The following is a 23672-nucleotide window of genomic DNA, read 5'->3' as shown; positions in this document are numbered from 1 at the left end:
CCCGGCAAGGGCTTTCACTTCTACACGGCCAGCGAGGTGGAGAAGAACAGCATCCTCGCCAACCTCGCGGCGACCTACAGCTTTGAAGGCATTGGCTACTACGTGCTGGACACCGACTGGCGGGCCGAAAAACTACCCAACAGCGGGGTGACCGATACACAGTGCCTTCAGTCCGGCAGCAACACACTGGTCGCTTGTTCCAACATTGCCGCCACCAGTCTGAATCCTCAGCAGGACGGGCACCGCTCCGGGATCAACCCCATGCGGTTTTTGCTGCTGACCGGGTTCACCAGCGACCAGTGCATGGCCGACGAAATCACCGGTCTGATCTGGGAGGGGAAAACCGGTTCAGGCACCCGCGCAGGCACCAACACCTACACCCGCCTGGGCAACAACGCCGCCACCGACGCCAGTGGCTATGTGGCAGCGGTCAACGCACTGGCGCTGTGCGGCTTCAGCGACTGGCGCCTGCCCACGGCGCTGGAGCTGCAGACCATGGTCCGCTATGGCGACACGTCGCCCCCAATGGCATTGAGCAAGGGGCCGTCGGGTACGCAGGCGGGCAAGTACTGGTCGTCCGACACTTCGTCGACGTCGATCGGGTTCACCACGTCCTTTGACGACGGCATGGTCGTCACCGACTCCACCAGCAATGCCAATTTCGTCCGGCTGGTGCGCGGCAGCATGCTCAATGGTCCGCGCTTCAGCTTCAGCAGCGTGGCCTATGCCGGCGATGCCGCCAACAACCTGGTCAACGACGCGCTCACCGGACTGCAGTGGCGCCGCTGCCTGGAAGGCATGGCCTGGAACGGCAGCACCTGCACCGGCACGGCCAGCACATTCACGCAGGAGCAGGCCCTGACCCATGCGCGGGATCTGAGTGGCTGGCGCCTGCCCAACATCAAGGAGCTGGGAAGCCTGGTGGACCGCACGCGGACCGCCTCACTAAGGATCGATTCCGCTGCGTTCCCGGCGTTGGGTGAGCCGGCCGCCTGGTCGTCGACGCCCCTGGTGGCGAACACGGCGGGCGCCTGGGCGGTTGGGTTCACCACCGGTGCGGTGGGCTACACCAACCGCACCGATATCACAGGGGTGCGCCTGGTCCGGATCAATCCCTGATTCGGTGCGGGCTGTGGCCGGGCGTCAGGCGTTGGACACGCCCGAAGCCACGTGCCCGGCGGGCACATGCAGGGCGGCCGACTCGATGTGGCCGGTCTGGTCGTCGAAGAAAAAGTCGGGTTCGAACTCGCGCAGAAACTCGCCCTTGGGCAGACCGCCCAGGAACATGGCCTCGTCGACCTGGATGTCCCATTCCATCAGCGTGCGGATCGCGCGCTCGTGCGCGGGCGCCGAGCGCGCGGTGACCAGCGCGGTGCGGATGTGCATGGCGCTTGTGCCCTCGGTCTGCAGGCGGTGCAGGGCTTCGAGCAGGGGCTTGAAAGGGCCGCCCTGCAGCGGTTGCCCGGCCTTGGCCTGTTCGTGCTGCTGGAACGCGTTCAGGCCCTGGGCCTGGTAGACCCGTTCGGCCTCGTCGGAGAACAGCACCGCGTCGCCGTCGAACGCGATGCGCACCTCGTGCGGATGGGCGTCGCTGGCGTGCACCGACTGCGGATAGACCTGGGCGGCGGGCACGCCGGCACCCAGCGCGGCGCGCACGTCGGCCAGGTGCGTGGAGAGGAACAGGTTGGCGCGCAGCGGCCTCAGGTAGCGCCAGGGCGGCTGGCCGCGTGTGAAGCTGCCGCGCTGGATCGGCAGGCCGTAGTGCTGGGCCGAGCGGAACACCCGCATGCCCGAGACCGGGTCGTTGCGCGAGAGGATCACCACCTCGACCCGCTGGGCCTGGGGGTCGTTGAAGGCCAGCAGCTTCTTCACCAGCGAGAAGGCCACGCCGGGCTGGGCGGGCTGCTCCAGCCGGTCCAGCTGCAGCTTCATGTAGGCCCGGTCGTCGCCGGTTTCGAAGACGCGGTTCTCCTCTTCAAAGTCGAACAGGGCGCGCGAGGAAATGGCGACGACGAGCTGTCCGTCCAGGGTGACCGGCATGTTTACTTGACGAGTTGGTTGAGCTGGATGATGGGCATCAGCACCGCCAGCACGATCAGCATCACGACCACGCCCATGGCCACGATGAGCAGCGGCTCCAGGATGGTCGCCAGGTGCATGGCGCGGCGCTGCACCTCGGCGCCGAGCTGAACCGCGGCGCGCTGCAGCATCACCGGCAGCTGGCCGGTCTGCTCGCCCAGCCGCGCGAACATGGCCACCAGCGGCGGAAAGCGCTTCTTGCTGGCCAGCGCCGACGCCAGCGGTGCACCTTCTCGAACCAGCACCAGCGCGTCCAGCGCGTCGGCGCGCATCGAGCGGTTGGACAGGGTTTCGGCCGCGGTCTGCAGTGCCCGCAGGATCGGCACGCCCGCCGCCGCCAGCATGGCCAGCGTGGCGGCGAAGCGGGCCGCGTTGTAGCCGCGCGCCAGGCGCCCCACCAGAGGCAGGCGCAGCCAGGCCGCGTCCATGCGCAGCCGCAGCGCGTCGTTGCGGCGGGCCAGGGCCAGGCCCACGCCGGCCAGCACCAGCAGGCCGAGCATGAGCCAGCCGTAGCTGCGCACGAAGTCGCTGATGGCCAGCATCACCACGGTCAGGAAGGGCAGGGCGCGCTTGCTGCCCGCGAACACACCCGCCACCTGCGGCACCACGTAGCTGACCAGGAACACCACGATCACGATCGCCACCACGGTGACGATGGCCGGGTAGGGCGAGGCGCCGATCAGCTTGTTCTTGAGGGCCTCGCGGGTTTCGAGGTCGTCGGCCAGACTCTCCAGCACCGTGCCCAGTTGCCCGCTCTGCTCGCCGGCCGCGATGACGCCGGTGTAGATGGGCGAGAACTCGCGCGGGTGCTGACCCAGCGCGGTGGCGAAGGCCGCACCGGCATTGACCTCTGCGCGCAGACTGGCGACTAGGCGGCGCTGTTCGTCTTTTTCGGCTTCCTCGGCCAGTGCCGAAAGCGCGCGTTCCAGCGGCAGGCCCGAGGACACCAGTCCGGCGAGCTGCCGCGTCCAGACCGCCAGCGTGGTGGCGTTGAAGACACGGCCGCCCCAGAGCGTCATGTTCAGCCCGCTGCCACGGCCGCCGCTGTTGGACGACACCGCCGGCTCGACCGCCAGCGGCACCAGGCCGCGGCCCCGCAGCATGCTGCGCGCCGCCTTGGCGGTGTCGGCGTCGATCAGGCCTTTTTGCGTCGCGCCCTGCGCGTTCAGCGCTTCGAAGGAGTAGGCGGGCATGAGAACGCTCAGTCTCTCGTCACGCTGAGAACTTCGGCTTCCGAGGTGATGCCTTCGTCGATCAGCCGCTGACCGTCTGCGCGCATGGTGCGCAGGCCCGCGGCTTCGGCGGCCACAAAAATCTTGCTTTCGGCGGCGCGGTTGTGGATGAGCGAGCGGATCTTGTCGCCCGTCACCAGCAGCTCGTAGATGCCCGTGCGGCCCTTGTAGCCGGACTGGTTGCAGTGCGCGCAACCCACCGGGTGCCAGCGGCCGTTGGCGTCCTGGCGCTTGCACTTCGGGCAGAGCTTGCGCACCAGGCGCTGCGCCAGCACGCCCAGCAGCGAGCTGCTCAGCAGGAAGGGCTCGACGCCCATGTCGATCAGGCGCGTGACGGCACTGACCGAATCGTTGGTGTGCAGCGTGGCCAGCACCAGGTGGCCGGTGAGCGAGGCCTGGATGGCGATCTGCGCGGTCTCGAAGTCGCGGATCTCGCCGATCATGACCACGTCCGGGTCCTGGCGCAGGATGGCGCGCAGGGCGCGGGCGAAGTCGAGGTCGATCTTGGCGTTGACCTGGGTCTGGCCGATGCCGGGCAGCTCGTACTCGATCGGGTCCTCGACCGTCATGATGTTCTGCTGCGTCGCGTCCAGCCGCTGCAGCGAGGCGTACAGCGTGGTGGTCTTGCCCGAGCCGGTCGGCCCGGTCACGAGGATGATGCCGTGCGGCTGGTGGATCAGCTTCTCGAAGCGTTCCAGCACATCGCCCTGCATGCCGACCGCCTCCAGGTTGAGGCGGCTCTCGCTCTTGTCCAGCAGGCGCAGCACCGCGCGTTCGCCGTGGGCGCTGGGCAGGGTGGAGACGCGCACGTCGACCGCGCGCGTGCCGATGCGCAGCGAGATGCGGCCGTCCTGCGGCAGGCGCTTCTCGGAGATGTCGAGCTCGGCCATGATCTTCAGGCGCGAAATGAGTGCCGCGTGCAGCGCGCGGTTGGGCTGAACCACCTCGCGCAGCGTGCCGTCGACGCGGAAGCGCACGCTCGAATGGCGCTCGAAGGGTTCGATATGGATGTCGCTGGCGCCGTCGCGCGCGGCCTGGGTCAGCAGCGCGTTGAGCATGCGGATGATGGGCGCGTCGTCGGCGGTCTCCAGCAAGTCCTCAATGGCCGGCAGCTCCTGCATCATGCGGCTGAGGTCGGCGTCGCTCTGCACCTCGCTGACCACCGCCGCGGCGCTGGACTCACCCTGCGCATAGGCGGCGCTGATGCGCTGGGTCAGCAGTTCACCGGGCTCCCACTGCAGCTCCTCCACGTCGTGGCAGCGGAGGATTTCCGACAGCGCCGAGAGCCGGCGCGTCTGCGCCTCTTCGTCTGCGGCGGCGCTGGAGCTGCCCCGCAGGGTCAGCCGCCCGTCCTCCTCCTCCAGCAGCCAGAGGTTTTCGCGCGCGAATGCGTAGGGCAGCGGGTGTTTCATCGGGGCTCTGTCAGTTCGACGGCGCGGCCGGCGGCGCAGGCGTGGCTGCAGGGGCGGCCGCAGGCGTGCTCTCAGGGGCGCGCTGCGGCGGCATGACCGGGCCGACGTTCACGGGAACTGTGGCGCTGCTGGTGGGCTGCGCGTCCTTCTGCGTCGACCGCATCAGCTCATAGCGGTCGAGCGAGAAGCTGTTGGTGGATCGCGCGTCGCGCAACACCACCGGCCGCAGGAACACCATCAGGTTGGTCTTCTTGCGGTTGCGGCTCTCGCTCTTGAAAAGGTTGCCCAGCAGCGGGATGTCGCCCAGACCGGGCACCTTCTCCTGGTTGCCGGAGTACTCGTCCTGCAGCAGGCCGCCCAGCACCACGATGCCGCCGTCGTCGACCAGCACGGTCGACTCGATGGTGCGCTTGTTGGTGATGAGGCCGGTGGTCGAGTTGACCGACGACGCCTGCACGCTGCTGACCTCCTGGGAGATGGTCATCTTGATGGTGCCGTTCTCGCTGATCTGCGGCTTGACGCGCAGTGTCAGACCCACGTCCTTGCGCTCGATGGTCTGGAACGGATTGACCGAGCCGTTGTTGCCGTTGCCGGCGCCGGTGTTGGTGAACTGCCCGGTCACGAAGGGCACGTTCTGGCCGATCACGATCTTGGCTTCCTCGTTGTCCAGCGTCAGCAGGTTGGGTGTGGACAGGATGTTGCCGTCGCCGTTCTGCTGCAGGAAGCGCGCCAGGAAACCCAGCAGGTAGATGCCGTTGCGGCGCGAGGCCATGCCGAAGTTCAGGCCGGTTCCAGGTGCCTGGATGTTGGCCGTGTCGGCCTGGGCGATGGGCAGCAGGTTGGTCAGGATGTTGTTGCCGCCGGTGCCGAAGTTGGTGCCCAGCAGCCCCACGGTGTTCTCGCCGAGGTTGCCCAGGGGGCCTTGCCACTGGATGCCGAACTCGGCCGCCTTGTCGGCGTTGACCTCGGCGATCAGGCTTTCCACATAGACCTGGGCACGGCGCGAATCCAGCTGGTCGATCACCGCGCGCAGCTGGCGGTACTGCGGCTCGGGCGCCGTGATGATCAGTGCGTTGGTCGCCGGGTCGGCCTGGATCTGGCCGCCGGTGGACGGGCCGGCGCTGGCCGTCACCGGCGTGGTGGCGGGGTTGGCGGCGGTGCTGGGCGTCTGGGACATGCCGCCGGTGCTGCTTCGCACCGTCGTGACGCCGGCCGATCCGGCCGCTCCGCCGCTGCCTTCGCCGGCCATGGCCGCCCGCAGCGTGGCTGCGAGGTTGACCGCATCGGCGTTCTTCAGATAGACCACGTGGATGTTGCCGGCCGCATCGATGCTGCTCGGGCGGTCCAGCTGGGCCACCAGGGATCTGGCCAGGGCCAGGCGCGCGGGGTTGGCGGCCCGCAACACGAGGCTGTTGCTGCGGGGCTCGGCGATCAGGGTGGTCTTGTACGAGGTGTCGCCCGCCTGTCCGGCGGCGGCCACCCCCGTGCTGCCCGGCTCGATCAGCTTGAGCACCATGGGGGCCAGGTCGGCGGCCAGGGCGTGCTGCAGCGGAATCACTTCCACATCGGTGGCGCCGGAGACGTCCAGCGACGCGATGATGCGCCCGATGCGCTGCAGGTTGTCGGCGTAGTCGGTGATGACCAGCGAGTTGTTGCCCGGGTTGACGTTGATGGTGTTGTTGGGCCCGATCAGCGGGCGCAGCACGGGCACCAGGTTGTTGGCCGATTCGTGGTTGAGCCGGAAGATCTGGGTGACGATCTGGTTGCTGGCGGGCAGCTGGCTGACCGGGCCGGCACTGACGGTGTTGCTCTGGAGCTTGGCGTCGGCCTCGGGCACGATCTTGTACAGGCCGCCTGTTTCAATCAGCGAGAAACCTTGCAGGCGCAGCGCGGCGGCAAACTGGTTGAGCGCCACGATGGGGGCCACCGGCCTGTCGGTCGACAGGTTGACGGTGCCCTTGACCCGCGGGTCCACCACGACATTGCGTCCGGTGATGGTGGCCATGGTGCGGGCCACGGCTTCAATTTCGGCGCCGACGAAGTTGAGCACGACCGGCTCGGCAGCGTTCTTGGACTGGGCCCATGCGGTGGGGGCGCCCAGGGTGCCGGTCAGCACGGCGAGTGCCAGTGCCAGCACGGCAGGGGAGTGGGTCGATTTCATCTGTTGATCCTATCGCGAAGTCTCGCTCTGGCTGTTAACCAAACGTCAACAGGGTACGGGCGCCATCGCGGCGGCCAATGATGCTCAGCAGGTTGGCGAGCGCCGACTCCTGGCCGGGTGCGGCCGATGCCACGCCCCGGAAACGCAGGCGCCCGCCCGACCACTGACCATCGCCATCGAGCAGCAAGCCGCCTTTGAGCGTGGCCAGCTTGAGTGCCGCGTTGTCGCCGTCCCCTGCCGAGCGGAACTCGACGCGGTAGCTGCCCAGAGGGCGCAGGGTGGACACGCGCGTGGCGAGGTCGTGGGCCTCCACCACCAGCTGTCCGTCCAGGCGGGGGCGCCCGCCATTCAGGTTCAGTGAGAAACCGGGCGACTGCACCAGCAGTTGCCCGTCCATGCGCAAGGTGTTCCACGGCGTGCCCAGGCCCACCAGCATGGCGGCTGGCCAGCGGCTGCTGAAGGCGTCGACACGCGCCTGCGCTCCACCGAAGCCAGGGCGCAAGGCGATGGACAGCGGTTGTTCGGTGCAGCAGGGCGAGGACAGGCTCATGCGCAGCACCGGGCCCTGGGACCAGCCGGGACGCAGCTTCCAGCGAAGTCCCTGTGGCAGCGCCGTCTGGCCGCGACTGCCCTCGCCGCCGCTCAGAAGCACATCGCCACGTCCGCTCCAAACCGTGCCCCCGGTGTTGAGCAATTGCACCTTGCCGCTGGTGTAGTGCGAGAGCAGGGCGCCCACCCACAAGGCGGGCGCAAACGCGATCAGTGCGAGCAGCGTGCCGAAGATGGCCCCCAGCCAGGCCCAGCGTGCGGGTTTGCGGTGTTCCGTCATTGGCCCCCCAGTCCCGGACCGGCCAGCACCACCTGTCCTGTCCATGAGGGGTTGTTGCCGCTGCGCTGGAGCTGCACCTGCACCGGCACCACGCGGGCGTTCACACGCACCTGTTGCAGCCACTGCGCCAGGGTCGCGGCCGGAATCTCCCGCAGGGTGACGGTGACGCGGTTGCCCTGCTGCGCGAGCTGAGCGCCGGCGCCCAGTCCGCTGGTGGCCTGTTCCAGCGCCTGCCTGGCCACTTCGGGTGCGGGCACGGGGGCGGCGTTCTGGGTGCGGATGATTTCTGCACTGGCCGCCAGCTCCTGCATGCGCCCCAAGGCCTTGTCCAGCTCGTTGTGCTGTGTGCGTGCCTGCCGCAGGGTGGACACGGCCGGTGCCAGCGCCACCCACCACAGGAGCGCCAGCCCCACCACCCAGGCCGCAAGGCGCAGCGCCTTCTGCTGGCGGGCGGGCATGCCTTCCAGAGAGGCACCGAGGCGCTGGCCCACCCGGGCGAAGGCCGAAGAAACGGGGATAGATCGTTTGGCAGACATCAGGGGGCCTTTGCCTGAACATTCAACATGCCCGAGTCCGAGCTGACCTGCCAGCCCCGCGAGGCCATAGCCTGTTGCAGTGCCATCAGACGGTCTTCGGGCAGACCTCCGATGCCCAGTCTTGCTTCACCGCTCAGGAAGTCGATGCTGCTCAGAGACGCGCTTGGTTCGGTCGTCGCAATGAATGCGAGCATGCCTTCGAGATCCTGTGCCGACAGGGTGCCGCTGGCCTGCTGCAGCCGGGTGAGTTCGCGCTGCATCTGCACCGGAGCGTCCAGCACGAGACCGACTTCGGGGAAGGTGCTCTGCAAGGTCTGCCGGATGGCCTGTTGCTTGGCCTGAAGGGCCGAACGTTCTTTCCAGGCCATCGCGTTCACGCCGCCAAGGACGGTCAGCACAAGCGCCACCAGGGCCCAGCGCGCCGGCTTCCATGGTGCGGCGCTGGCAAAGTGGCGCCATCCCTGCCGCATGCGCTGCGTGCGCCGCGCTCCGCTGGACAGCCGGAGATCGAACTGGGCGAGGTTCCAGTCGGACTGCGCGCAGCGCAGCAGCCAGTCGGCTGTCGGCATGAGCTCGAAGCGCTGGTTGCACACCTGTTCGGCCAGTCCGGTGATCGACGGGTCCGCGAACCAGCTCGTGGTGGCCGGGTCGGACGCTGCGGTCAGGGTGTACTCGGGGCCTCGGCCGGTGGAAGATCCGAGGCTGCCGAAGCTGGAGTCACCGAACGTGCTGGCCGGCCCAAAGCTGCTGTCGGGGCCAAACCTGCTGTCGGTGCCGAACCGGCTGCTGGTGCCGTAGGTGCTCGAACCATTCTCGCGCAGGGGAATGCTGCGCACCCCCAGCGGGCTGGCGGTGGACAGCCAGACGCGGTTGCCTTCGTCGTGCGCCCAGTGCACGGTTTCACCGTATTCCGAACCGCCTGCCGACGTGGGCCAGAGGGCCGGCACGATGCGGGTGGCGGGCCTTCCTGCAGCTTCGAGGGCCTGCAGCCAGGCCTGGAGCCATGCCTTGTTGCAGGCCGCCACCCAGAGCGTCTGCCCTGGACGGCCGCCCGGTTCGAGGGCCATGTGAAGCTCCGCCGGATCGTTGAGCAGCCGGTCCTCCAGCATCCCGTCCAGGGCGGCCCTCGCACGGGCACTCGCCACCTTGGGCAGGGCGACCCGGTGCCAGGACACGAGGCGGGGCGGCAGCACCAGCACGACATCGTCGTCGGCGGGCAGCAGCGACAGCGCGCAGCCCCCGTGGTCCGACACGACCCGTCCGTTGGAAGAAAGCGCCCAGTCCAGCACCGAAGTCGATGTGGGCATGGCGGCGCTGAAGTTGGTCGGAGTGAGGATCAGCACGTGATAGAGAGGCTGCAATGCCCCGTGGGTACTGGGCGGAGGGCTATTTTAGGGACGAGCCGGGGCCAGCGGATGAAGCCGGCGCTCATGATGGCGCCACCCGTTCGCGCCAGTGCACCCGGGTTCTCAAGCCATCACGCTGGACCAGCGAGCGTTCTTCGATCACGGTGTCGTCCAGTCGAAGACGGATGTACACCTCAAAAAACCGGCTGCGCACATCATGGCGCTGGCTGCCGACCGATTGCTGGCTGGCGCCCGGGATGCGCTGGATGGCATCCTCCAGTTTGGTGAAAGGCGCGGTGTCCCGGGCAGCCACCACCTGCTGGGCCAGCGCCAGGTCCAGGCCTGGCACGCTGGCGCTGAGCACCTCGGGCGTGACCGTGTTCAGGTTGAGCAGGGTGCGTTCGGGCAGAACCGTCACATGGGGCCGCAGGGCCTGCAGGGTGGTCGGGCTCAGGCCCAGCCAGGCCAGCTGGGCAAAGCGCTGGGGCGTCAGCGGCGAGGTGGACGGTTCCGGGTCGTTGAGGGCCCGCTCGGTGGTTTTGAGCAGGTTGGCCGACGCCGCTGCCAGTTCGGGCTTGGGCAGGTTCAGCAGGGTGAACAGCCGCTCGAACATGGCAAGGTCGGTGGTCGACAGCTCCACCTTTGATTGCGAACCCGTCTGGCTGACCCTGACGAGGTTGCCGAAGTTCAGCCGGGACTGGGCGTCCTTGATTTCGCCGGACAGAAACGCGGGCAGCAGATCGTCCGCGCTGTTGTTCTTGTCGGCGGCCAGGAAGGAGGACAGCCGGGCTTCTTCCAGGGGCGTCGCCCAGGGTTCGCCCAGGTGGTCGGCGGCGCCGCTGGTGCGGTTGCTGCGACCGTCTTCGCGCAGGATGAGCCGCGCCCAGTCCAGGGCGCCCACCAGGATCCAGCCGGCCTGAAGACGTTGTCGTTCGGCGGCCTCGACTTCGGAGGAGCGCCATTGCTGCCAGAGTGCTGCCGAGGCCAGCGTCGCCACCAGTGTGACCGTCAGCATGGCCAGCAGCAGGGCGGCCCCGCGTTCCCTGGATGAAGCGTGCATCTTCTTCATCAGCGTGCGGCCAGTAGGGATGGGCGCACCCAGTCGCTGGTCAGCTTCCCGGAGAGGCCCCGTCCCGCCGACAGGGTCAGCACCAGACGAACGCCGTTGGGGATCGCGTCGTCGCTTCCCAGGGTGATGCCGGCGTTCTCGTTGCCGACAGACGACTGCGGGTTCCCCCAGGTTTCCCCGCGGTGATAGAAAAGTTGCCACTGGTCGATCGCGGCCAGCGCGACCTGGGTGTCGCGACCGTCGATTTCACCGGGCGATTCAATCCATGCTGCGGCCCTGGCCCAGGCATCGGCGAGCTCGTCCCGGCGTTTGATCGGGCCGGACTGCCAGCGCATCCACTGGGCACCCGCGTTGCCGGACTGCATGCGAGTCCAGGCGACTACGCGAATGCCGTCGCTGCGCAGCGCGCTTTCCGCGGCGTCCCGCCGGGTCAGGCGCAACATCCGGCCATCGAACGCCAGCGGGCTGAGCTCCTTGGTGTCCACCAGCGCGTCCAGGTCGGCGGCCCACTGTCCCAGCGCCGCCTGCAACCGCAGCAGCTCGTCGGCCCGTTCCTGGGTCAGGGTCTGCGTCCGGTGCATGGCATCGATGGAACGCCAGCTCAGCATGGCCAGCATGGACATCACCGCCAGCGCCACCAGCAGTTCGACCAGGGTGAAGCCCCGTTCGCGTGGTCGTGGAGTCGGGTCACCCGTGCGCATCAGTACCGTCCCATCACGGTCGACAGGCTCAGCAGCCGGACTTCGTTGCCATCAACCGCGCCCTCCACGATCGCATCGACGCGCTGGAAGTTCGGGTTGGGGGTGGGCTGCACGGATAGCCTCACTTTGAGTGTGCGGCCTGCCTGCTGGCACTCGGCGGTGCTTTCACCGGTGCCCGGCAACTGCCGCAGCAGGCGCAGCCGGATGAGCTCGTTTTCGGCGCACAGCTGCGCCAGCCACTGGTCGCTCTGGCGCGCGGCCGCCCGTGTGAGCGCGGAGGTCGCCTGGGAGCCGGCGGCCAGCGCCACAGCAACCACGGCCAGGGCCACCAGGATCTCGATCAGCGTGAAGCCGCGGCTGTGCCGGTTCATGGCGTGGATGGATCAGCGATCACGGCAAAGGGTGCGAGGCCGTCTGTGCCCAGCACCAGGCGCTGCTCGCCTCGGGCCAGTTCGATGCGCTGGGCGGCGATCAGCGGTTCCGGCCCGAGCAGCAGCTCCGAGGTGCCTGGCGGCTGGACCACGCGCACCCGTGTTTCCGGGTGGAGCCAGCTGCGGGGTCTGGTCAGTGAGTCCGCCGACTTGGAACGCGATGTGATGCCCTGGAACTCGAAACCCTCTCCATTGGGTTTCCAGCGCACCGGCGCGCCGCTGGCTCGCGACTGCGCTCGCGCCGACTCGAGCAGTGCGGCCAGCCGGAGAGACTCGTTCTCAAGCGCCGTGGAATCGCTGTCCCGCAAGGAAAGACTCACACCGGCGGTGGCCAGCGCAATGATGGACACCACCACCAGCAGCTCCAGCAGTGTGAAGCCGCGTGTGCGGGTGTTCACTGCCAGCTGCCGATGTCGGCGTCCTTGCCCTCTCCGCCAGGTTGACCATCGGCGCCCAGCGACAGCACGTCCACCTCGCCGTGCACACCGGGGTTCACGTACTGGTAGGGCTGGTTCCAGGGGTCGGCCGGCAGCTTGTCGAGGTAGGGACGCCAGTTGGGTGGTACCGGCGCAGCAGTGGGCCGGGCCACCAGTGCGGTCAGGCCTTGCGCACCGGAGGGGAAGCGCTGGTTGTCCAGCTTGTACAGCTTGAGCGCCTGCATCAGGTTGTTGACGTCCGTCCTGGCCGCGGTCACGCGTGCATCGTCGGCGCGGTTCAGGACGTTGGGCACGATGAGGGCCGCCAGCACACCGATGATGACCAGCACCACCATCAGCTCGATCAGCGTGAAGCCTCGCTGGCGCCGACCGTGCGCAGGAGAAGAACCAGAGGTGGAGATCGAAGTGACAGAGGCGAATTTCAAGACAGGCTCCCGGAAGCACGTGGCGCGGTGCGCCAGAGAAGGTGGATGATAATGTGTTCATGCTCAAGACACCTTCCCTTGCAAGCCTCACGGCCGGCCTGCTCTGGCTGGTGGTGGCGCTGCTTTCGGGTTACTGGATGTTGCAGCTGTGGGGCCGTGAACCACTGGTGCCTGTAGGTGCCCTTGGCTCACCGCCGATCCAGTCGGATGCAACGGGTGTTGCCCGCGTGCTCGGAGCCGTGCCCGAGGCGCAGGCGGCCGCTCCGGTGGCGCCTCCCCTGTCGTCCCGTTTCAAGCTTCTGGGACTGGCCAGTCAGCCAGGCCAGAGCGGTGCCGCGCTGATCGCCATCGATGGACAGCCGCCCCGCCCCGTGGTGGTCGGTGGCGTGGTCGACGGTGAATTGCGCCTTCTTTCGGTCGGGCCCAAAGTGGCCCGCTTGGGCACGACTGCCGAAGACCCGGCTGCACTGGAGCTCAATCTTCCGGAGCCCGTGGAGTCCCGGTGAGCCCGGCACCATCTGCCCCCAGCCCGTCCGCCTCGCTGCTGGACCAGCTGGCGGCGGAACTGGGCCGCTTTCCCCCTTTCGACGAAATGGATGCGGGCCATGTCCGGGCCTTTGTGGAGGCGACGCGGCAGGCGTACTTCGCTCCTGGCGAGGCGCTGGTCCGGCCAGAGGATGGACCCGCCAGCGAACTGTTTTTCATCCGTCGCGGCGCGGTGGTGGGCAAGCGGGGGCTTTCCGATGTCGCTGGCGGGGCGTTCGAATACGAGGCCGGTGACCTGTTCCCGATCAGCGCGGTGCTCGCACAGCGCGCCACCAGCACCGCCTATCTGGCGACCGAAGACACCTTTGTGCTGCGCCTGCCGGCCGAGCGGATGCAGGCGCTGGCGCAGCTCAGTCCGGTGTTCGGGGACTTCCTGAACCGGCGTGTGCTGCGGTTTCTGGAGCTTTCGCGCTCGGCGCTGCAGGCGGCCTACGCATCGAGGGTCCTGGCCGAGCAGTCGATGGAAACGCCGCTGGAGCGGCTGTGCCGCCACGCGCCGGTCAGCTGTGCGCCCGGCACGCCGTTGCGCCAGGCGCTGGAGGACATGCACCGCTTGCGCATCGGGTCGATGCTGGTGGTGGACGAAGGGCAGCGCCCCGTCGGCATCCTCACCCGCTACGACGTGCTCGACCGCGTCGCCCTGGCCGGCGTGTCGCTGGATGTGCCGATGTCGGCGGTCATGGTGGGGCCGGTGCACATGCTGGAGTCCGACCGCAGCGCCCAGGAGGCGGCGCTGCTGATGTCTGCCAAAGGCATTCGCCACGTGCCCGTGACGCAGCAGGGGCGGCTGGTGGGCATCGTGTCCGAGCGCGACCTTTATGCCCTTCAGCGCATGAGCCTCAACCAGGTGAGCGAGCGCATCCGCCATGCGACGGGCATTCCCGCCCTGCAGGCCGCCGCTCATGACATCCGCGAGTTTGCGCGGCACCTGCTGGGCCAGGGTGTGCAGGCGCTGCAGCTGACTCAGCTGATCAGCCACCTCAACGACCTGCTGACGGCGCGGCTGGTGGCACTGAAGGCCGCCGAACACGGTCTTGACCTGCAGCGTTTTTGCTGGATCGCCCTGGGTTCCGAGGGGCGGGGTGAGCAGACCATTGCCACCGACCAGGACAATGCGCTGATCCTTGCCGACGACGTGAATCCCTGCGAGCGGGACGCCCTGCTGCACATGGCACAGGACATCAACCAGTCCCTGGACGCCTGTGGCTACCCGCTGTGCAGGGGCAACATCATGGCGGGCAACCCCGATTGCTGCCTGACGCTGTCCCAGTGGCAGCAGCGTTTCGTGCAGTGGATCGAGCAGGGCTCACCCAAGGACCTGCTCAACGCCAGCATCTACTTCGACTTTCGCGCCCTGACCGGGCAGGCCGGTCTGGCCACCAGTCTGCGCGGTGTCGTGACCCAGCGGGCGTCGGCCAATCCGCGGTTTGTCCGCCAGCTGGCGGTCAATGGCCTGGTGCAGGCCCCGCCGCTGAACTGGCGCGGCCAGATCGACACCACGCCGGTGGATGGTCTCGACACGCTGGACCTCAAGCTGCAGGGCACGGCCATCCTGATCGATGTGGCCCGGCTGTATGCGCTGGCCCATGGCATCGCGGCCACCTCGACCCGGGAGCGGTTCGAAAACGCGGGTCCGAAGCTTGGCGTCCCGTCCCACGAACACCAGGCCTGGGTGGCCGGGTTCGAGTTTCTGCAGATGCTCCGTCTGCGTGCCCAGCTCGATGGCACCTCGGTGGGCGACAACCCCAACCGCATCGCGGTGGGTGCACTCAACGACATCGATCGCCGCATCCTGCGGGAGACGCTGCGGGTGGTGCGCAGCCTTCAGCAGCGCGTGCAGCTCGACTACCAGCGATGAGTGCAACCCTGCTGGCGTCGGTGCGGTCGTGGTGGGGACTCCAGGAGACGGGGCTTTCTTCCGACGCCGACCGCTGGGTGGTCGTCGACGTGGAAACCAGTGGACTGGACGCAAAGAATGACCGGCTCCTGGCCATTGCGGCCATCGGTCTCAGGGTGGGGTCTGGGCCGGCATCGCGACCGGAGATCGTGCTGGGTGACAGCTTCGAGGTGGTGCTGCGTCAAGTGGCGGTGTCCGATCGCGACAACATCCTCCTGCATGGCATCGGTGAGCAGCGCCAGCGCGACGGCGTGGATCCTGCGACGGCGCTGCAGTCCTTTGTCGACTTCATCGGCCAAGCGCCGCTGCTGGCCTTTCACAGTGCCTTCGACGAAACACTGATCGACCGGCATTGCCGGCGGCATCTTGGACACCGGCTGCTCAACCCGTGGCTGGACCTGGCCGATCTCTGTGCCGTGACCTACGAAGAGGTGCGGGCCCGGTCGCTGGACGACTGGATGGCTCATTTCGGTATCCGGTGCCCTGCCCGGCACCAGGCGTCTGCCGACACGCTGGCCACGGCCGAGCTGTTGCTTCGGTTGTGGCCTCGCATCGCGCCGGAGGGAGGTCGCTGGCGCGATCTCGTACGGCTGGCCGGACGCCGGCGCTGGCTGGCTGAGCGCTGAGTGCGGGCCTTGGCCGCGGGTCAGCGCTGTAGCAGTTGCTGTGCCGCTTGCAGCAGCGGCCAGGCCAGCAGGGCTCCGACGCCTTCTGCGCTGCGAAGCTCCATGTCCAGCAGCGGACTGGCCTGGAGGTGGATCAGCAGGAGTCGGTGCCCAGGCTCGGCCGCGCGGTGGGCGTACACCAGATAGTCGGCCACTGCCGGGACCATGGCGCGGGCCACCAGCGCAGCAGTTCCGGCCACGAAGCCATCAACCAGCACCACCCGGCGCTCACTGGCCGCCTGGATCATCGCGCCGCACAGCATGGCAATCTCGAAGCCACCCATGGCGGCCAGAGCCGCCTGCGCCGAGGTGGCGCGGCGGTGCCTGCTGGCGGCAACGAACAGCCTTTCCAGCTTGCGCTGCCCGAACACCTCGTCTGTTTCCTGGTCCTTGCCGCAGGCATCAGACAGCGGAACCCCGCAGAGGCGGGACAACAGCAACGCCGCCGAGGACTCACCCGCAACGCCGATGCTGCCCAGCGCCACGACATTGCCAGGCAGGTGCCGCACCACGTCCATACCCGCCTGTATGGCGGAGTGCGCCTGTGCCGGCGACATGGCTGGCGCCATTGCAGCGTTGCGTGTGCCGTAGCCGATCTTGCGCAGAAGAAGAGTGGCGGCAGGCTCGGTGCCCTCGGGCAGCTGAAGGTGGTGGGCGACACCGGCATCCACCAAGGTCACATCGAAGCCATGGTGCCTGGCCAGCGCGCAGACAGGACTCTTGCCCGCGAGCAGCTCGCAGGCACTTTGGTAGCTCAGGTCCTGCGGCGATCTGGACACACCCTCGTCCGCGAGGCCGTGGTCGGAAGCAAACACCACCAGCTGGGGAGACGCGAACCGAAGCTCCTCCAGCCCGTGCCCTGAGAGGTGCTGGATACGGGCCAGCTGCATGGCCAGTCCCTCAAGACGCCCTAGAGATGGCTCCTGCCCATGGTTGCCCCTCAGGCGGTTCTGCACCATCAGGTCGAGTTGGGTGTTTGCCGTCGGCGACACCTCGGGCCATGGCGGCAATGCCCGGTCGTCCCTGTCCGTTGACAGGTCGGGAATGGGCCCGGGCCGTTGGTTCATGGGCTTGCTCAGCTTTTGAGGAACAGTCGATACACCGGATTGTGGGTTTCTTCCACGCAGGGGTAGCCCAGGGTCCCCAGAAACTTCGCAAACGCCTTGTCGTCCTTGGGCGGCACCTGCAGCCCGACCAGGATCCGGCCATAGTCGGCACCCTGGTTGCGATAGTGGAACAGACTGATGTTCCAGCCAGGACGCATCAGGCTCAGGAACTTCAGCAGCGCGCCGGGTCGCTCTGGAAACACAAAGCGCAGCAGGCGTTCATCCTGGGCCAGGGGCGAGTGGCCGCCCACCATGTGCCGGATGTGTTCCTTGGCCAGGTCGTCGTGTGTGAGGTCCAGCGACTCGAACCCCTGCTTGCGGAAGTTGCTGGCGATCTTGGTCGACTCGCCAGGCCCCTGCGTGGTGAGACCAACAAACACATGGGCCACTTTCGCATCACCAATGCGGTAGTTGAACTCGGTGATGTTGCGCGGACCTCCGGGCAGTGAGTCGAACGACTCCAGGAAACGCTTGAAGCTGCCCCGCTCCTCGGGAATGGTGACCGCGAACAGCGCCTCGCGCTCTTCGCCGACTTCCGCCCGTTCGGCGACAAAACGCAGGCGGTCGAAGTTCATGTTGGCACCGCACAGGATGGCGGCGTAGGTCTCGCCCTTGGTCTTGTGCTTGGCCACGTACTGCTTCATGGCCGCCACGGCCATGGCGCCCGACGGCTCGACGATGCTGCGGGTGTCCACGAAGACATCCTTGATGGCCGCGCAGACCGCGTCGGTGTCCACCACCACGAACTCGTCGACCAGACCGCTGGCGATGCGGAAGGTCTCTTCCCCCACCAGCTTGACCGCGGTGCCGTCAGCGAAGAGACCAACGTCTCCGAGGGTGACCCGCTCTCCCGCCTGAACGGACTTCAGCATGGCGTCCGAGTCGACCGTCTGAACGCCGACCACCTTGATCTCGGGGCGTACGGCCTTGATGTAGTTGGCCACGCCGGAGATCAGGCCTCCCCCGCCAATGGCGACGAACACCGCGTCCAGATGGTCTGACCCAAGGCTTTGCAGCTGGCGCAGGATCTCCATGGCGATCGTGCCCTGTCCCGCGATCACGTCCGGGTCGTCAAACGGATGGACAAAAGTCAGTCCTTCCTTCTTTTGAAGGTGAACTGCATGTTCATAGGCATCGGAATAGCTGTCTCCGTGGAGCACCACCTCGCCACCAAAGGAGCGCACAGCATCCACCTTCACCTGGGGCGTGGTGGTGGGCATGACGATCACGGCCCGCGTGCCCAGCTTGTGGGCGCCCAGTGCGACGCCTTGTGCGTGGTTGCCGGCCGAAGCGCAGATCACCCCCTTGCGAAGTTGCTCGGGGGTCAGGTGCGCCATCTTGTTGTAGGCACCTCTGAGCTTGAAACTGAATACTGGCTGCTGGTCCTCGCGCTTGAGGAGCACCTTGTTGTGGAGGCGGCGGCTGAGGTTGCGGGCCGGTTCCAGTGCAGACTCCACGGCGACGTCGTAGACGCGCGCATTCAGGATTCTGGTGAGGTAGTCCGACGGACTGAGCGGGGCACTGGTGTGAGGCGCCGGTGCCGCGGCCCTCTTCTTGTTGGATCGTGTGGTCATTGTTTGTCCTGTCCAACGATGATAGCGAGCCGAAGTCGCGAAAAAAAACCCGGACTGGTGGAACCAGTCCGGGTTTGAATCCACCCGTAGAGGGCAGAGGAGACAACCTTCAATACAATGCCGCCATTGTATCGAGAAATGCTGCGGCGCAACACGGCATGATGCGTTTTTGCTACCTTTTAGGGAGCTGACTCTCGATCTGTCAGATTTTTCACAACCGACACAGCTATGGAATGCACCGTGACCTGGACCGGCGCCGCCGGTACCCGCTCCCACATGGGATTTGTTGCTGAAACGGGCAGTGGCCATCTTTTGGCCATGGACGGTGCCCCGGATGCGGCCAAACCTGAAAACGGGGGCGCGAATCTGGCACCCAGGCCCATGGAGACCGTGCTGGCCGGGACGGGTGGATGCACGGCCTACGATGTGGTCCTGATTCTCAAGCGCGGCCGCCATGACGTGCGGGGCTGCAGTGTGAAGCTCACGTCCGAGCGCGCGCTGACCGATCCGAAGGTGTTCACTCGGATCCACATGCATTTCACTGTGACAGGTCGGGCAATTCCCTCGGCAGCCGTGGAGCGGGCCATCGCGATGAGCCACGAAAAGTACTGCTCTGCCAGCATCATGCTGGGCAAGACGGCAGAGATCAGCACCAGCTTCGATTTGCTGGAGGCCTGAGCGGCCCCTCCTTTTCGGCTCAGATCCGGTGGGCCACGGTGGTCATCACCTTCGCTGCCGTTTTCATGAGCAGTTTGACCGGCAAAGGAAGTTCCGCGGCGCCCGCATGCTGTGCTTCCCGGGCATGCCTAGCTTCATCGGCCTTCATCTGAGCCACGATAGCCCGTGAGGCGAGGTCCGAGGTGGGCAGCCGGTCCATATGAGAGGCCAAGTGCTCCTCGACCTGGCGCTCGGTTTCCACCACAAACCCCAGGCTGACGCCAGGCCCCATCCGTCCGGCGAGCAGGCCGATTCCGAACGCCCCTGCATACCACAGCGGGTTGAGGAGGGACGGGTGGGTGCCCAGTTCGTCCAGGCGCTCCCGTGTCCAGGCAAGATGGTCGGTCTCTTCCCGTCCGGCCGCTTCCAGTTGTTGCGCCAGCCGTTCTCGTTGTGGATGGGTGCTGTTGCGCGCAGCCATGGCCTGAGCGGTGTAGAGCGCTTGTGCGCAGACCTCGCCGACGTGGTTCACGCGCATCAGCGCACCAGATATCGCCTTGTCCTTCGCACTCAGATGAGTGTTCTGGGTTTCAGCCACTGTGTTGCAAGGCCGAGTCGCGCGCGGCTGTGCAAAGAGGGTTCGCAAGGCCGAGTCGGCAGCAACCAGAAGAGAGTCCATGGGTTTTCGGTCATGAAAGTTGGCAAATGGATTGTCGCTCGATGATCTGCATAAAGATGATTACTAATGTTCTAGGTAGTCGCCCGAATAAGGGCTTTTCCTTGTTGTCCATGAACGACAAACACGGCCGAAAGCTTTGCGCCCCCAAAGTCCTTCTGGTGCAATGAAGACACTTCCAGTAACGGAGGTTGGCTCGGGGGCTCAGACCACCGGCCCATTCATCAACCTTGGAGATACCCTCAATGAAAAAGACCCTGATTGCTCTGGCCGCTGTGGCTGCCACTGGTGTTGCGTTCGCCCAGTCCTCCGTGACGATCTACGGCAAGGTCAACGTGAGCCTGGAGAAGTCGAGCATCGGCACCAAGAACGACAAAGCAGCGCTGGATGACATCCACGGCAGCCGCCTGGGTTTCCGCGGTGAAGAGGATCTCGGCGGTGGTTTGAAGGCCAAGTTCCAGATCGAGCACCGTTTCCGCCCCGACACCGGCGCTGATGCAACTTTCGTGGCCGGTTCCACCAACCCGACGACCGGTGTGGTCACTCCGTCGAGTTCTACGATGTGGAACGGTATGTCCACCGTGGGTCTGGCAGGTGGTTTCGGTGAAATCCGTCTGGGTCGCTACTACAGCGCTCTCTTCCTGGGTGCCAACAACAAGCCTGATCCTTTCGGCGGCGACGGTGCTGGTGCCCTGCGTGGTGTCGGTATGCAGACCACCACGCTGCCTGGCTTCATCCGTACGGCCAACGTGATTCACTACAGCGGCAGCTTCAGCGGTGTGAACGTTGCTGTCTCTACAGGCCTGAAGGAAGGTGCCGCCAAGGCACAAAACAGCATCGCCATCGGCTACGCGAATGGTCCTCTGGACGTTGGTTTCGGTACCGAGAAGGGTGTTCCTGGCACGCTGACCAACGCCTACGCAACCTACGACCTGGGTGTGGCGAAGCTTGCCTTCGGCCTTGGCAATACCAAGAGCGCCGCTGGTGTGAAGACCGAAGGTGTGCTGCTGGGTGCCACCATTCCCGCAGGTCCTGGTCGTGTGCAAGTTGGTCTGGCCACCGCCAAGAACAAGACCACTGGCGTGAAGACCAACCAGAAGCTGGGCCTGGGCTACATCTACCCGCTGAGCAAGCGCACCGCTCTGGAGACCACCTACGGTCGTGACAGCAAGGCTGTCAGCTCGGTCACCGGCAAGAAGCAGTCTGGCTTCGACGTGTCCCTGCACCACAACTTCTGATCATTCGCCGGCGGATGCCGGTTGATGTAAGAAATTCAGGCCTGTCTTGGGAACAAGACAGGCCTTTTTGATTCCTATGCCTGACCTCCGGTATCTGTGACTTCGGCATGTCGCCAAAATCCCACAGCTTGCTATCTTTTTACGGGTTTTCCCTCGAAGTGCGAGATGGCTCGCGCTACCATGAAGAGTCAGTTTCTCAACCGGGCTGCAAAGCCCAGCATTAAAGGATGTTGATATGAAGAAATCTCTGATTGCTCTTGCCGTTCTGGGTTCGGTGGCCGGCGTGGCCCAAGCCCAATCCTCCGTCAGCGTCTACGGCGTTGCCGACGCTGTGCTGCACAAGGACAAGGGCGTGTCCGCTGCTCTGACCTCGGGTGGTGTGAGCGGTAGCCGTCTGGGCTTCAAGGGCACGGAAGACCTGGGTGGTGGCCTGAAGGCCAACTTCCTGCTGGAGCACGGTTTCAAGATTGACACCGGCAAGCAAGGCGAAGAAGGCTCTTCGTTCAACCGCCAAGCCTATGTTGGCCTGTCCGGTGGCTTCGGTGAGTTCAAGCTGGGTCGCATCTGGACCGCCTATGACGACATCTCTGGCGCCACCAACCCGGTGTTCGACTCTGTTCTGTCGCCGAACAACTCGGTCTGGGCCAGCACCGGCTACGCAGCCAACCCGTCCAACGGCATCTACTACGCTTCGCCTGCTATGGGCGGTGTCAGCGGTGCTTTCAGCACCAACCTGAAGGAAGGTTCGGGCAACCAGTCCAACGCTTTCCACGTCAAGTACGAAGGTGGCCCGGTCTACGCTGGCGTCGCTTACCAAGTGGACAAGACCGCCACTGGCGACACCAAGTTCACCCGCCTGAACGGTTCGTATGATCTGGGCGCCGCCAAGCTGCTGGCTGGCTACGGCAACGTGAAGGCCGGTAGCGTCAAGACCACCGACCTGTCCTTCGGTGCCGACGTGCCGCTGGGTGCCAACCTGGTGCTGTCCGCTGGTTATGCCTCCTCCAAGACCGACGGTGCTGAGCGCCTGTCCGGCCTGGGTCTGGGCGTTGCTTACTCGCTGTCCAAGCGCACCACCGTTTACGGCGGTTTCCTGGACACGAAGAACACCGGTCCCGACACCCGCTACGGCTTTGGCCTGAAGCACACCTTCTGATGACAGCGGCTTCGGCCGCTTGAGTCTGAAAGTAAAAAGCCACTTGGCACTGCCAAGTGGCTTTTTTATTGCTGGTTGTTTACTGTTTGGTGGCTGGAGCGGCACCTGTCTTGACGGCCTTGTCGGTGGATGGTGACTTGGTGGTTGCAACGGGTTTGAAGGCCTCACCGTTGACCGTGAGACCTTCTGCAGACAGCTTGGCTGCCCGCTTCTCGCCAATGCCGGGCATGCGTTCAATCAGGTCTGCCCAGTCCTTGAACTTACCGTTCTGGCGGACTTCAAGGATCTTGGTCGAGGTGCCCGGGCCGATGCCTTTGATGCTGTCCAGATCGGCCGGATTGGCGGTGTTGACATCCACGGCCGCAAATGACGTGGCTGCGAACGCCGCGATGAACAGGGACAACAGTTTCTTGTACATAAATTCCTCCTGAAAAGTGAAAGTGACAGCGTTTGACGTGGGTGCGTTGGCATACCCACGGCAAAAAATATATCGAATGACCTAGTTTTTGACTTCCCCAGAGCGGGGTACGCGCGGCCCAGAGGCGATAGACTGGAGTGCAGTTACCTTTTGTCGCAGAAACAATGTTCGTGGGGTATGAATGCGCGGCGCAACGAAAAACCGGTTGATCAGGGCGTTGCCGGTCGTGGCGGCGACCTTGCTGCTTGTGGCCTGTGCGACGCACGCCCCTCAGTTTGAAGAACGAGGGGCAGCCCTGCCCGAATCACCGGGTCGTGATGTGGGCTTGCATCAGCAGGCGGAGTGGCGGACGGCTGTCGATGAGTTGCTGAAAACACCGCCTGGTGGAGATGCCTGGCAACCCTTTCTTTTGCCAGGGAAGCGTTTCGCCGCTTTCGAGTTGGCCAAGCAACCAGCGGGTGCGGCGCTGTCGGTGATCGCCGATGGCTCGGTCAGCATCCTGCGCAAGCGGTTCGACAAAGCCCTTCCAGATGTCGACCGGATTGCGTTCTCGTGGAAGGTCGATGGTCTTCCCGGCGATGCGCGTCTGGGGGAGGCGGGTAAGGACGATGCGCCTGTCCGGATTCTGCTGTCGTTCGACGGCGACCGCAGCAAGTGGACGGGGCGCAACCACCGCATGTCCGAAATGAGTCGTCTGCTTACGGGGGAAGAGTTGCCCTATGCCACGCTGATGTACGTCTGGGCGAACCACGATGCCCCGGAGACGGTCATCGTCAACGCACGAACCGACCGCATCCGCAAGGTGGTGGTGGAGAGCGGCGCGAAGCAGGTGGGCCACTGGCGGGACTACCAAAGAAACATCCGCGCAGATTTTGTCCGGGCCTTTGGGGAGGAGCCTGGACCTTTGCGGGCAGTCGCCATCATGACCGACACCGACAATACCCAGTCCAGCTTGCGTGCCTGGTATGGCCGCATGACCCTCACCGCTCGCTGAGTCTTGTGGCATCCTGCTCGAGCGCCCCATAGGGTTAGCACGCTTGGGTGGCTGGAACAGTTGTTGCAAAGTCTTCGTGCGTTCTGC

Annotated in this window: 24 protein-coding genes; 8 read left to right on the top strand and 16 right to left on the bottom strand. The window is 65.9% G+C overall.

Annotated features, from left to right (window positions below; translation table 11 throughout):
- Positions 1-1119, top strand: a 1119-nt coding sequence (locus HFL01S_RS10180) for a DUF1566 domain-containing protein (RefSeq protein ID WP_157538824.1), incomplete at its 5' end; no start/stop codon positions are given.
- 24 nt (positions 1120-1143) lie between these two features.
- On the opposite strand, the gene HFL01S_RS10175 is transcribed toward HFL01S_RS10180, so the two are convergent.
- The 12 genes from HFL01S_RS10175 to gspG form a co-directional block, all read right to left on the bottom strand.
- On the bottom strand, positions 1144-2040 hold the full coding sequence (locus tag HFL01S_RS10175) for a 5'-nucleotidase (RefSeq protein ID WP_066257983.1): 897 nt from the start codon (positions 2038-2040) through the stop codon (positions 1144-1146).
- A gap of 2 nt (positions 2041-2042) precedes the next feature.
- The gene (gene gspF / locus HFL01S_RS10170) at positions 2043-3272 is read right to left on the bottom strand and encodes a type II secretion system inner membrane protein GspF (RefSeq protein ID WP_066257981.1); all 1230 of its coding nucleotides are present in this window, start codon (positions 3270-3272) and stop codon (positions 2043-2045) included.
- Between the two features lie 8 nt (positions 3273-3280).
- On the bottom strand, positions 3281-4723 hold the full coding sequence (gene gspE / locus HFL01S_RS10165) for a type II secretion system ATPase GspE (RefSeq protein WP_066257977.1): 1443 nt from the start codon (positions 4721-4723) through the stop codon (positions 3281-3283).
- A gap of 10 nt (positions 4724-4733) precedes the next feature.
- A complete protein-coding gene (gene gspD, locus HFL01S_RS10160) occupies positions 4734-6884 on the bottom strand; it encodes a type II secretion system secretin GspD (protein WP_066257975.1) in 2151 nt (716 codons plus the stop codon).
- A 34-nt stretch (positions 6885-6918) separates the two neighbouring features.
- Positions 6919-7713, bottom strand: a complete 795-nt coding sequence (gene gspN, locus HFL01S_RS10155) for a type II secretion system protein N (RefSeq protein WP_066257973.1) — start codon at positions 7711-7713, stop codon at positions 6919-6921.
- Positions 7710-8249 carry a type II secretion system protein M gene (locus tag HFL01S_RS10150; protein ID WP_066257970.1) on the bottom strand — a complete coding sequence of 180 codons (540 nt, stop codon included), beginning with the start codon at positions 8247-8249 and terminating at the stop codon, positions 7710-7712. Before HFL01S_RS10150 ends, gspN begins: the two co-directional genes overlap by 4 nt.
- Positions 8249-9592 carry a type II secretion system protein GspL gene (gene gspL, locus HFL01S_RS10145; protein ID WP_066257969.1) on the bottom strand — a complete coding sequence of 448 codons (1344 nt, stop codon included), beginning with the start codon at positions 9590-9592 and terminating at the stop codon, positions 8249-8251. The genes HFL01S_RS10150 and gspL overlap by 1 nt, the downstream gene beginning before the upstream one ends.
- 85 nt (positions 9593-9677) lie before the next feature.
- On the bottom strand, positions 9678-10664 hold the full coding sequence (gene gspK / locus HFL01S_RS10140; protein WP_245644776.1) for a type II secretion system minor pseudopilin GspK: 987 nt from the start codon (positions 10662-10664) through the stop codon (positions 9678-9680).
- Positions 10664-11365: a PulJ/GspJ family protein gene (locus tag HFL01S_RS10135; RefSeq protein WP_084383198.1), complete on the bottom strand. Its 702-nt coding sequence runs from the start codon at positions 11363-11365 to the stop codon at positions 10664-10666. The genes gspK and HFL01S_RS10135 overlap by 1 nt, the downstream gene beginning before the upstream one ends.
- On the bottom strand, positions 11365-11736 hold the full coding sequence (gene gspI, locus HFL01S_RS10130; protein WP_066257968.1) for a type II secretion system minor pseudopilin GspI: 372 nt from the start codon (positions 11734-11736) through the stop codon (positions 11365-11367). Before gspI ends, HFL01S_RS10135 begins: the two co-directional genes overlap by 1 nt.
- Positions 11733-12194: a prepilin-type N-terminal cleavage/methylation domain-containing protein gene (locus HFL01S_RS10125; protein WP_245644775.1), complete on the bottom strand. Its 462-nt coding sequence runs from the start codon at positions 12192-12194 to the stop codon at positions 11733-11735. The genes gspI and HFL01S_RS10125 overlap by 4 nt, the downstream gene beginning before the upstream one ends.
- Entirely contained in the window at positions 12191-12634 is a 444-nt protein-coding gene (gspG, locus tag HFL01S_RS10120; protein ID WP_066258008.1) for a type II secretion system major pseudopilin GspG, read from the bottom strand. The genes HFL01S_RS10125 and gspG overlap by 4 nt, the downstream gene beginning before the upstream one ends.
- A gap of 83 nt (positions 12635-12717) precedes the next feature.
- Here gspG and HFL01S_RS10115 point away from each other — a divergent pair, with 83 nt between their 5' ends.
- Genes HFL01S_RS10115 through HFL01S_RS10105 form a run of 3 tightly spaced genes read left to right on the top strand, consistent with a single transcriptional unit; the run spans position 12718 to position 15727 of the window.
- Positions 12718-13164 (top strand): hypothetical protein, encoded by a 447-nt coding sequence (locus tag HFL01S_RS10115; RefSeq protein ID WP_066257966.1) that lies wholly within the window; start codon positions 12718-12720, stop codon positions 13162-13164.
- On the top strand, positions 13161-15062 hold the full coding sequence (locus HFL01S_RS10110) for a DUF294 nucleotidyltransferase-like domain-containing protein (RefSeq protein ID WP_066257964.1): 1902 nt from the start codon (positions 13161-13163) through the stop codon (positions 15060-15062). Before HFL01S_RS10115 ends, HFL01S_RS10110 begins: the two co-directional genes overlap by 4 nt.
- Positions 15059-15727 (top strand): 3'-5' exonuclease, encoded by a 669-nt coding sequence (locus HFL01S_RS10105; RefSeq protein ID WP_066257961.1) that lies wholly within the window; start codon positions 15059-15061, stop codon positions 15725-15727. The genes HFL01S_RS10110 and HFL01S_RS10105 overlap by 4 nt, the downstream gene beginning before the upstream one ends.
- A 20-nt stretch (positions 15728-15747) precedes the next feature.
- Here the strand turns inward: HFL01S_RS10105 and HFL01S_RS10100 are convergent, their stop codons facing one another.
- Together HFL01S_RS10100 and ilvA are read right to left on the bottom strand one after the other, a co-directional pair.
- Positions 15748-16833 carry a nicotinate-nucleotide--dimethylbenzimidazole phosphoribosyltransferase gene (locus HFL01S_RS10100; RefSeq protein WP_084383196.1) on the bottom strand — a complete coding sequence of 362 codons (1086 nt, stop codon included), beginning with the start codon at positions 16831-16833 and terminating at the stop codon, positions 15748-15750.
- Between the two features lie 8 nt (positions 16834-16841).
- Positions 16842-18446 (bottom strand): threonine ammonia-lyase, biosynthetic, encoded by a 1605-nt coding sequence (gene ilvA / locus HFL01S_RS10095; protein WP_066257959.1) that lies wholly within the window; start codon positions 18444-18446, stop codon positions 16842-16844.
- Between the two features lie 228 nt (positions 18447-18674).
- On the opposite strand from ilvA, the gene HFL01S_RS10090 reads away from it, so the two are divergent.
- Entirely contained in the window at positions 18675-19124 is a 450-nt protein-coding gene (locus tag HFL01S_RS10090) for an OsmC family protein (RefSeq protein ID WP_066257957.1), read from the top strand.
- A 19-nt stretch (positions 19125-19143) separates the two neighbouring features.
- On the opposite strand, the gene coq7 is transcribed toward HFL01S_RS10090, so the two are convergent.
- Positions 19144-19782, bottom strand: coding sequence for a 2-polyprenyl-3-methyl-6-methoxy-1,4-benzoquinone monooxygenase (gene coq7, locus HFL01S_RS10085; protein WP_066257954.1), 639 nt, complete (start codon positions 19780-19782; stop codon positions 19144-19146).
- A 242-nt stretch (positions 19783-20024) separates the two neighbouring features.
- On the opposite strand from coq7, the gene HFL01S_RS10080 reads away from it, so the two are divergent.
- Together HFL01S_RS10080 and HFL01S_RS10075 are read left to right on the top strand one after the other, a co-directional pair.
- The gene (locus HFL01S_RS10080) at positions 20025-21017 is read left to right on the top strand and encodes a porin (RefSeq protein ID WP_066257953.1); all 993 of its coding nucleotides are present in this window, start codon (positions 20025-20027) and stop codon (positions 21015-21017) included.
- 235 nt (positions 21018-21252) lie between these two features.
- Positions 21253-22173: a porin gene (locus tag HFL01S_RS10075; RefSeq protein ID WP_066257952.1), complete on the top strand. Its 921-nt coding sequence runs from the start codon at positions 21253-21255 to the stop codon at positions 22171-22173.
- Positions 22174-22252: 79 nt separating this feature from the next.
- Here HFL01S_RS10075 and HFL01S_RS10070 read toward each other — a convergent pair whose 3' ends face one another.
- Positions 22253-22591, bottom strand: a complete 339-nt coding sequence (locus HFL01S_RS10070) for a ComEA family DNA-binding protein (protein ID WP_066257948.1) — start codon at positions 22589-22591, stop codon at positions 22253-22255.
- Between the two features lie 181 nt (positions 22592-22772).
- Between HFL01S_RS10070 and HFL01S_RS10065 the strand changes: the two genes are divergently transcribed.
- Positions 22773-23585: a DUF3047 domain-containing protein gene (locus HFL01S_RS10065; protein WP_084383195.1), complete on the top strand. Its 813-nt coding sequence runs from the start codon at positions 22773-22775 to the stop codon at positions 23583-23585.
- The last annotated feature ends 87 nt before the right edge of the window (positions 23586-23672 follow it).

It is taken from the genome of Hydrogenophaga flava NBRC 102514 (genome assembly GCF_001571145.1).
Lineage (GTDB): Bacteria > Pseudomonadota > Gammaproteobacteria > Burkholderiales > Burkholderiaceae_C > Hydrogenophaga > Hydrogenophaga flava.
The sequence above is the reverse complement of the archived record's forward strand: the minus strand, read 5'-3'. Positions and strand labels throughout refer to the sequence as shown.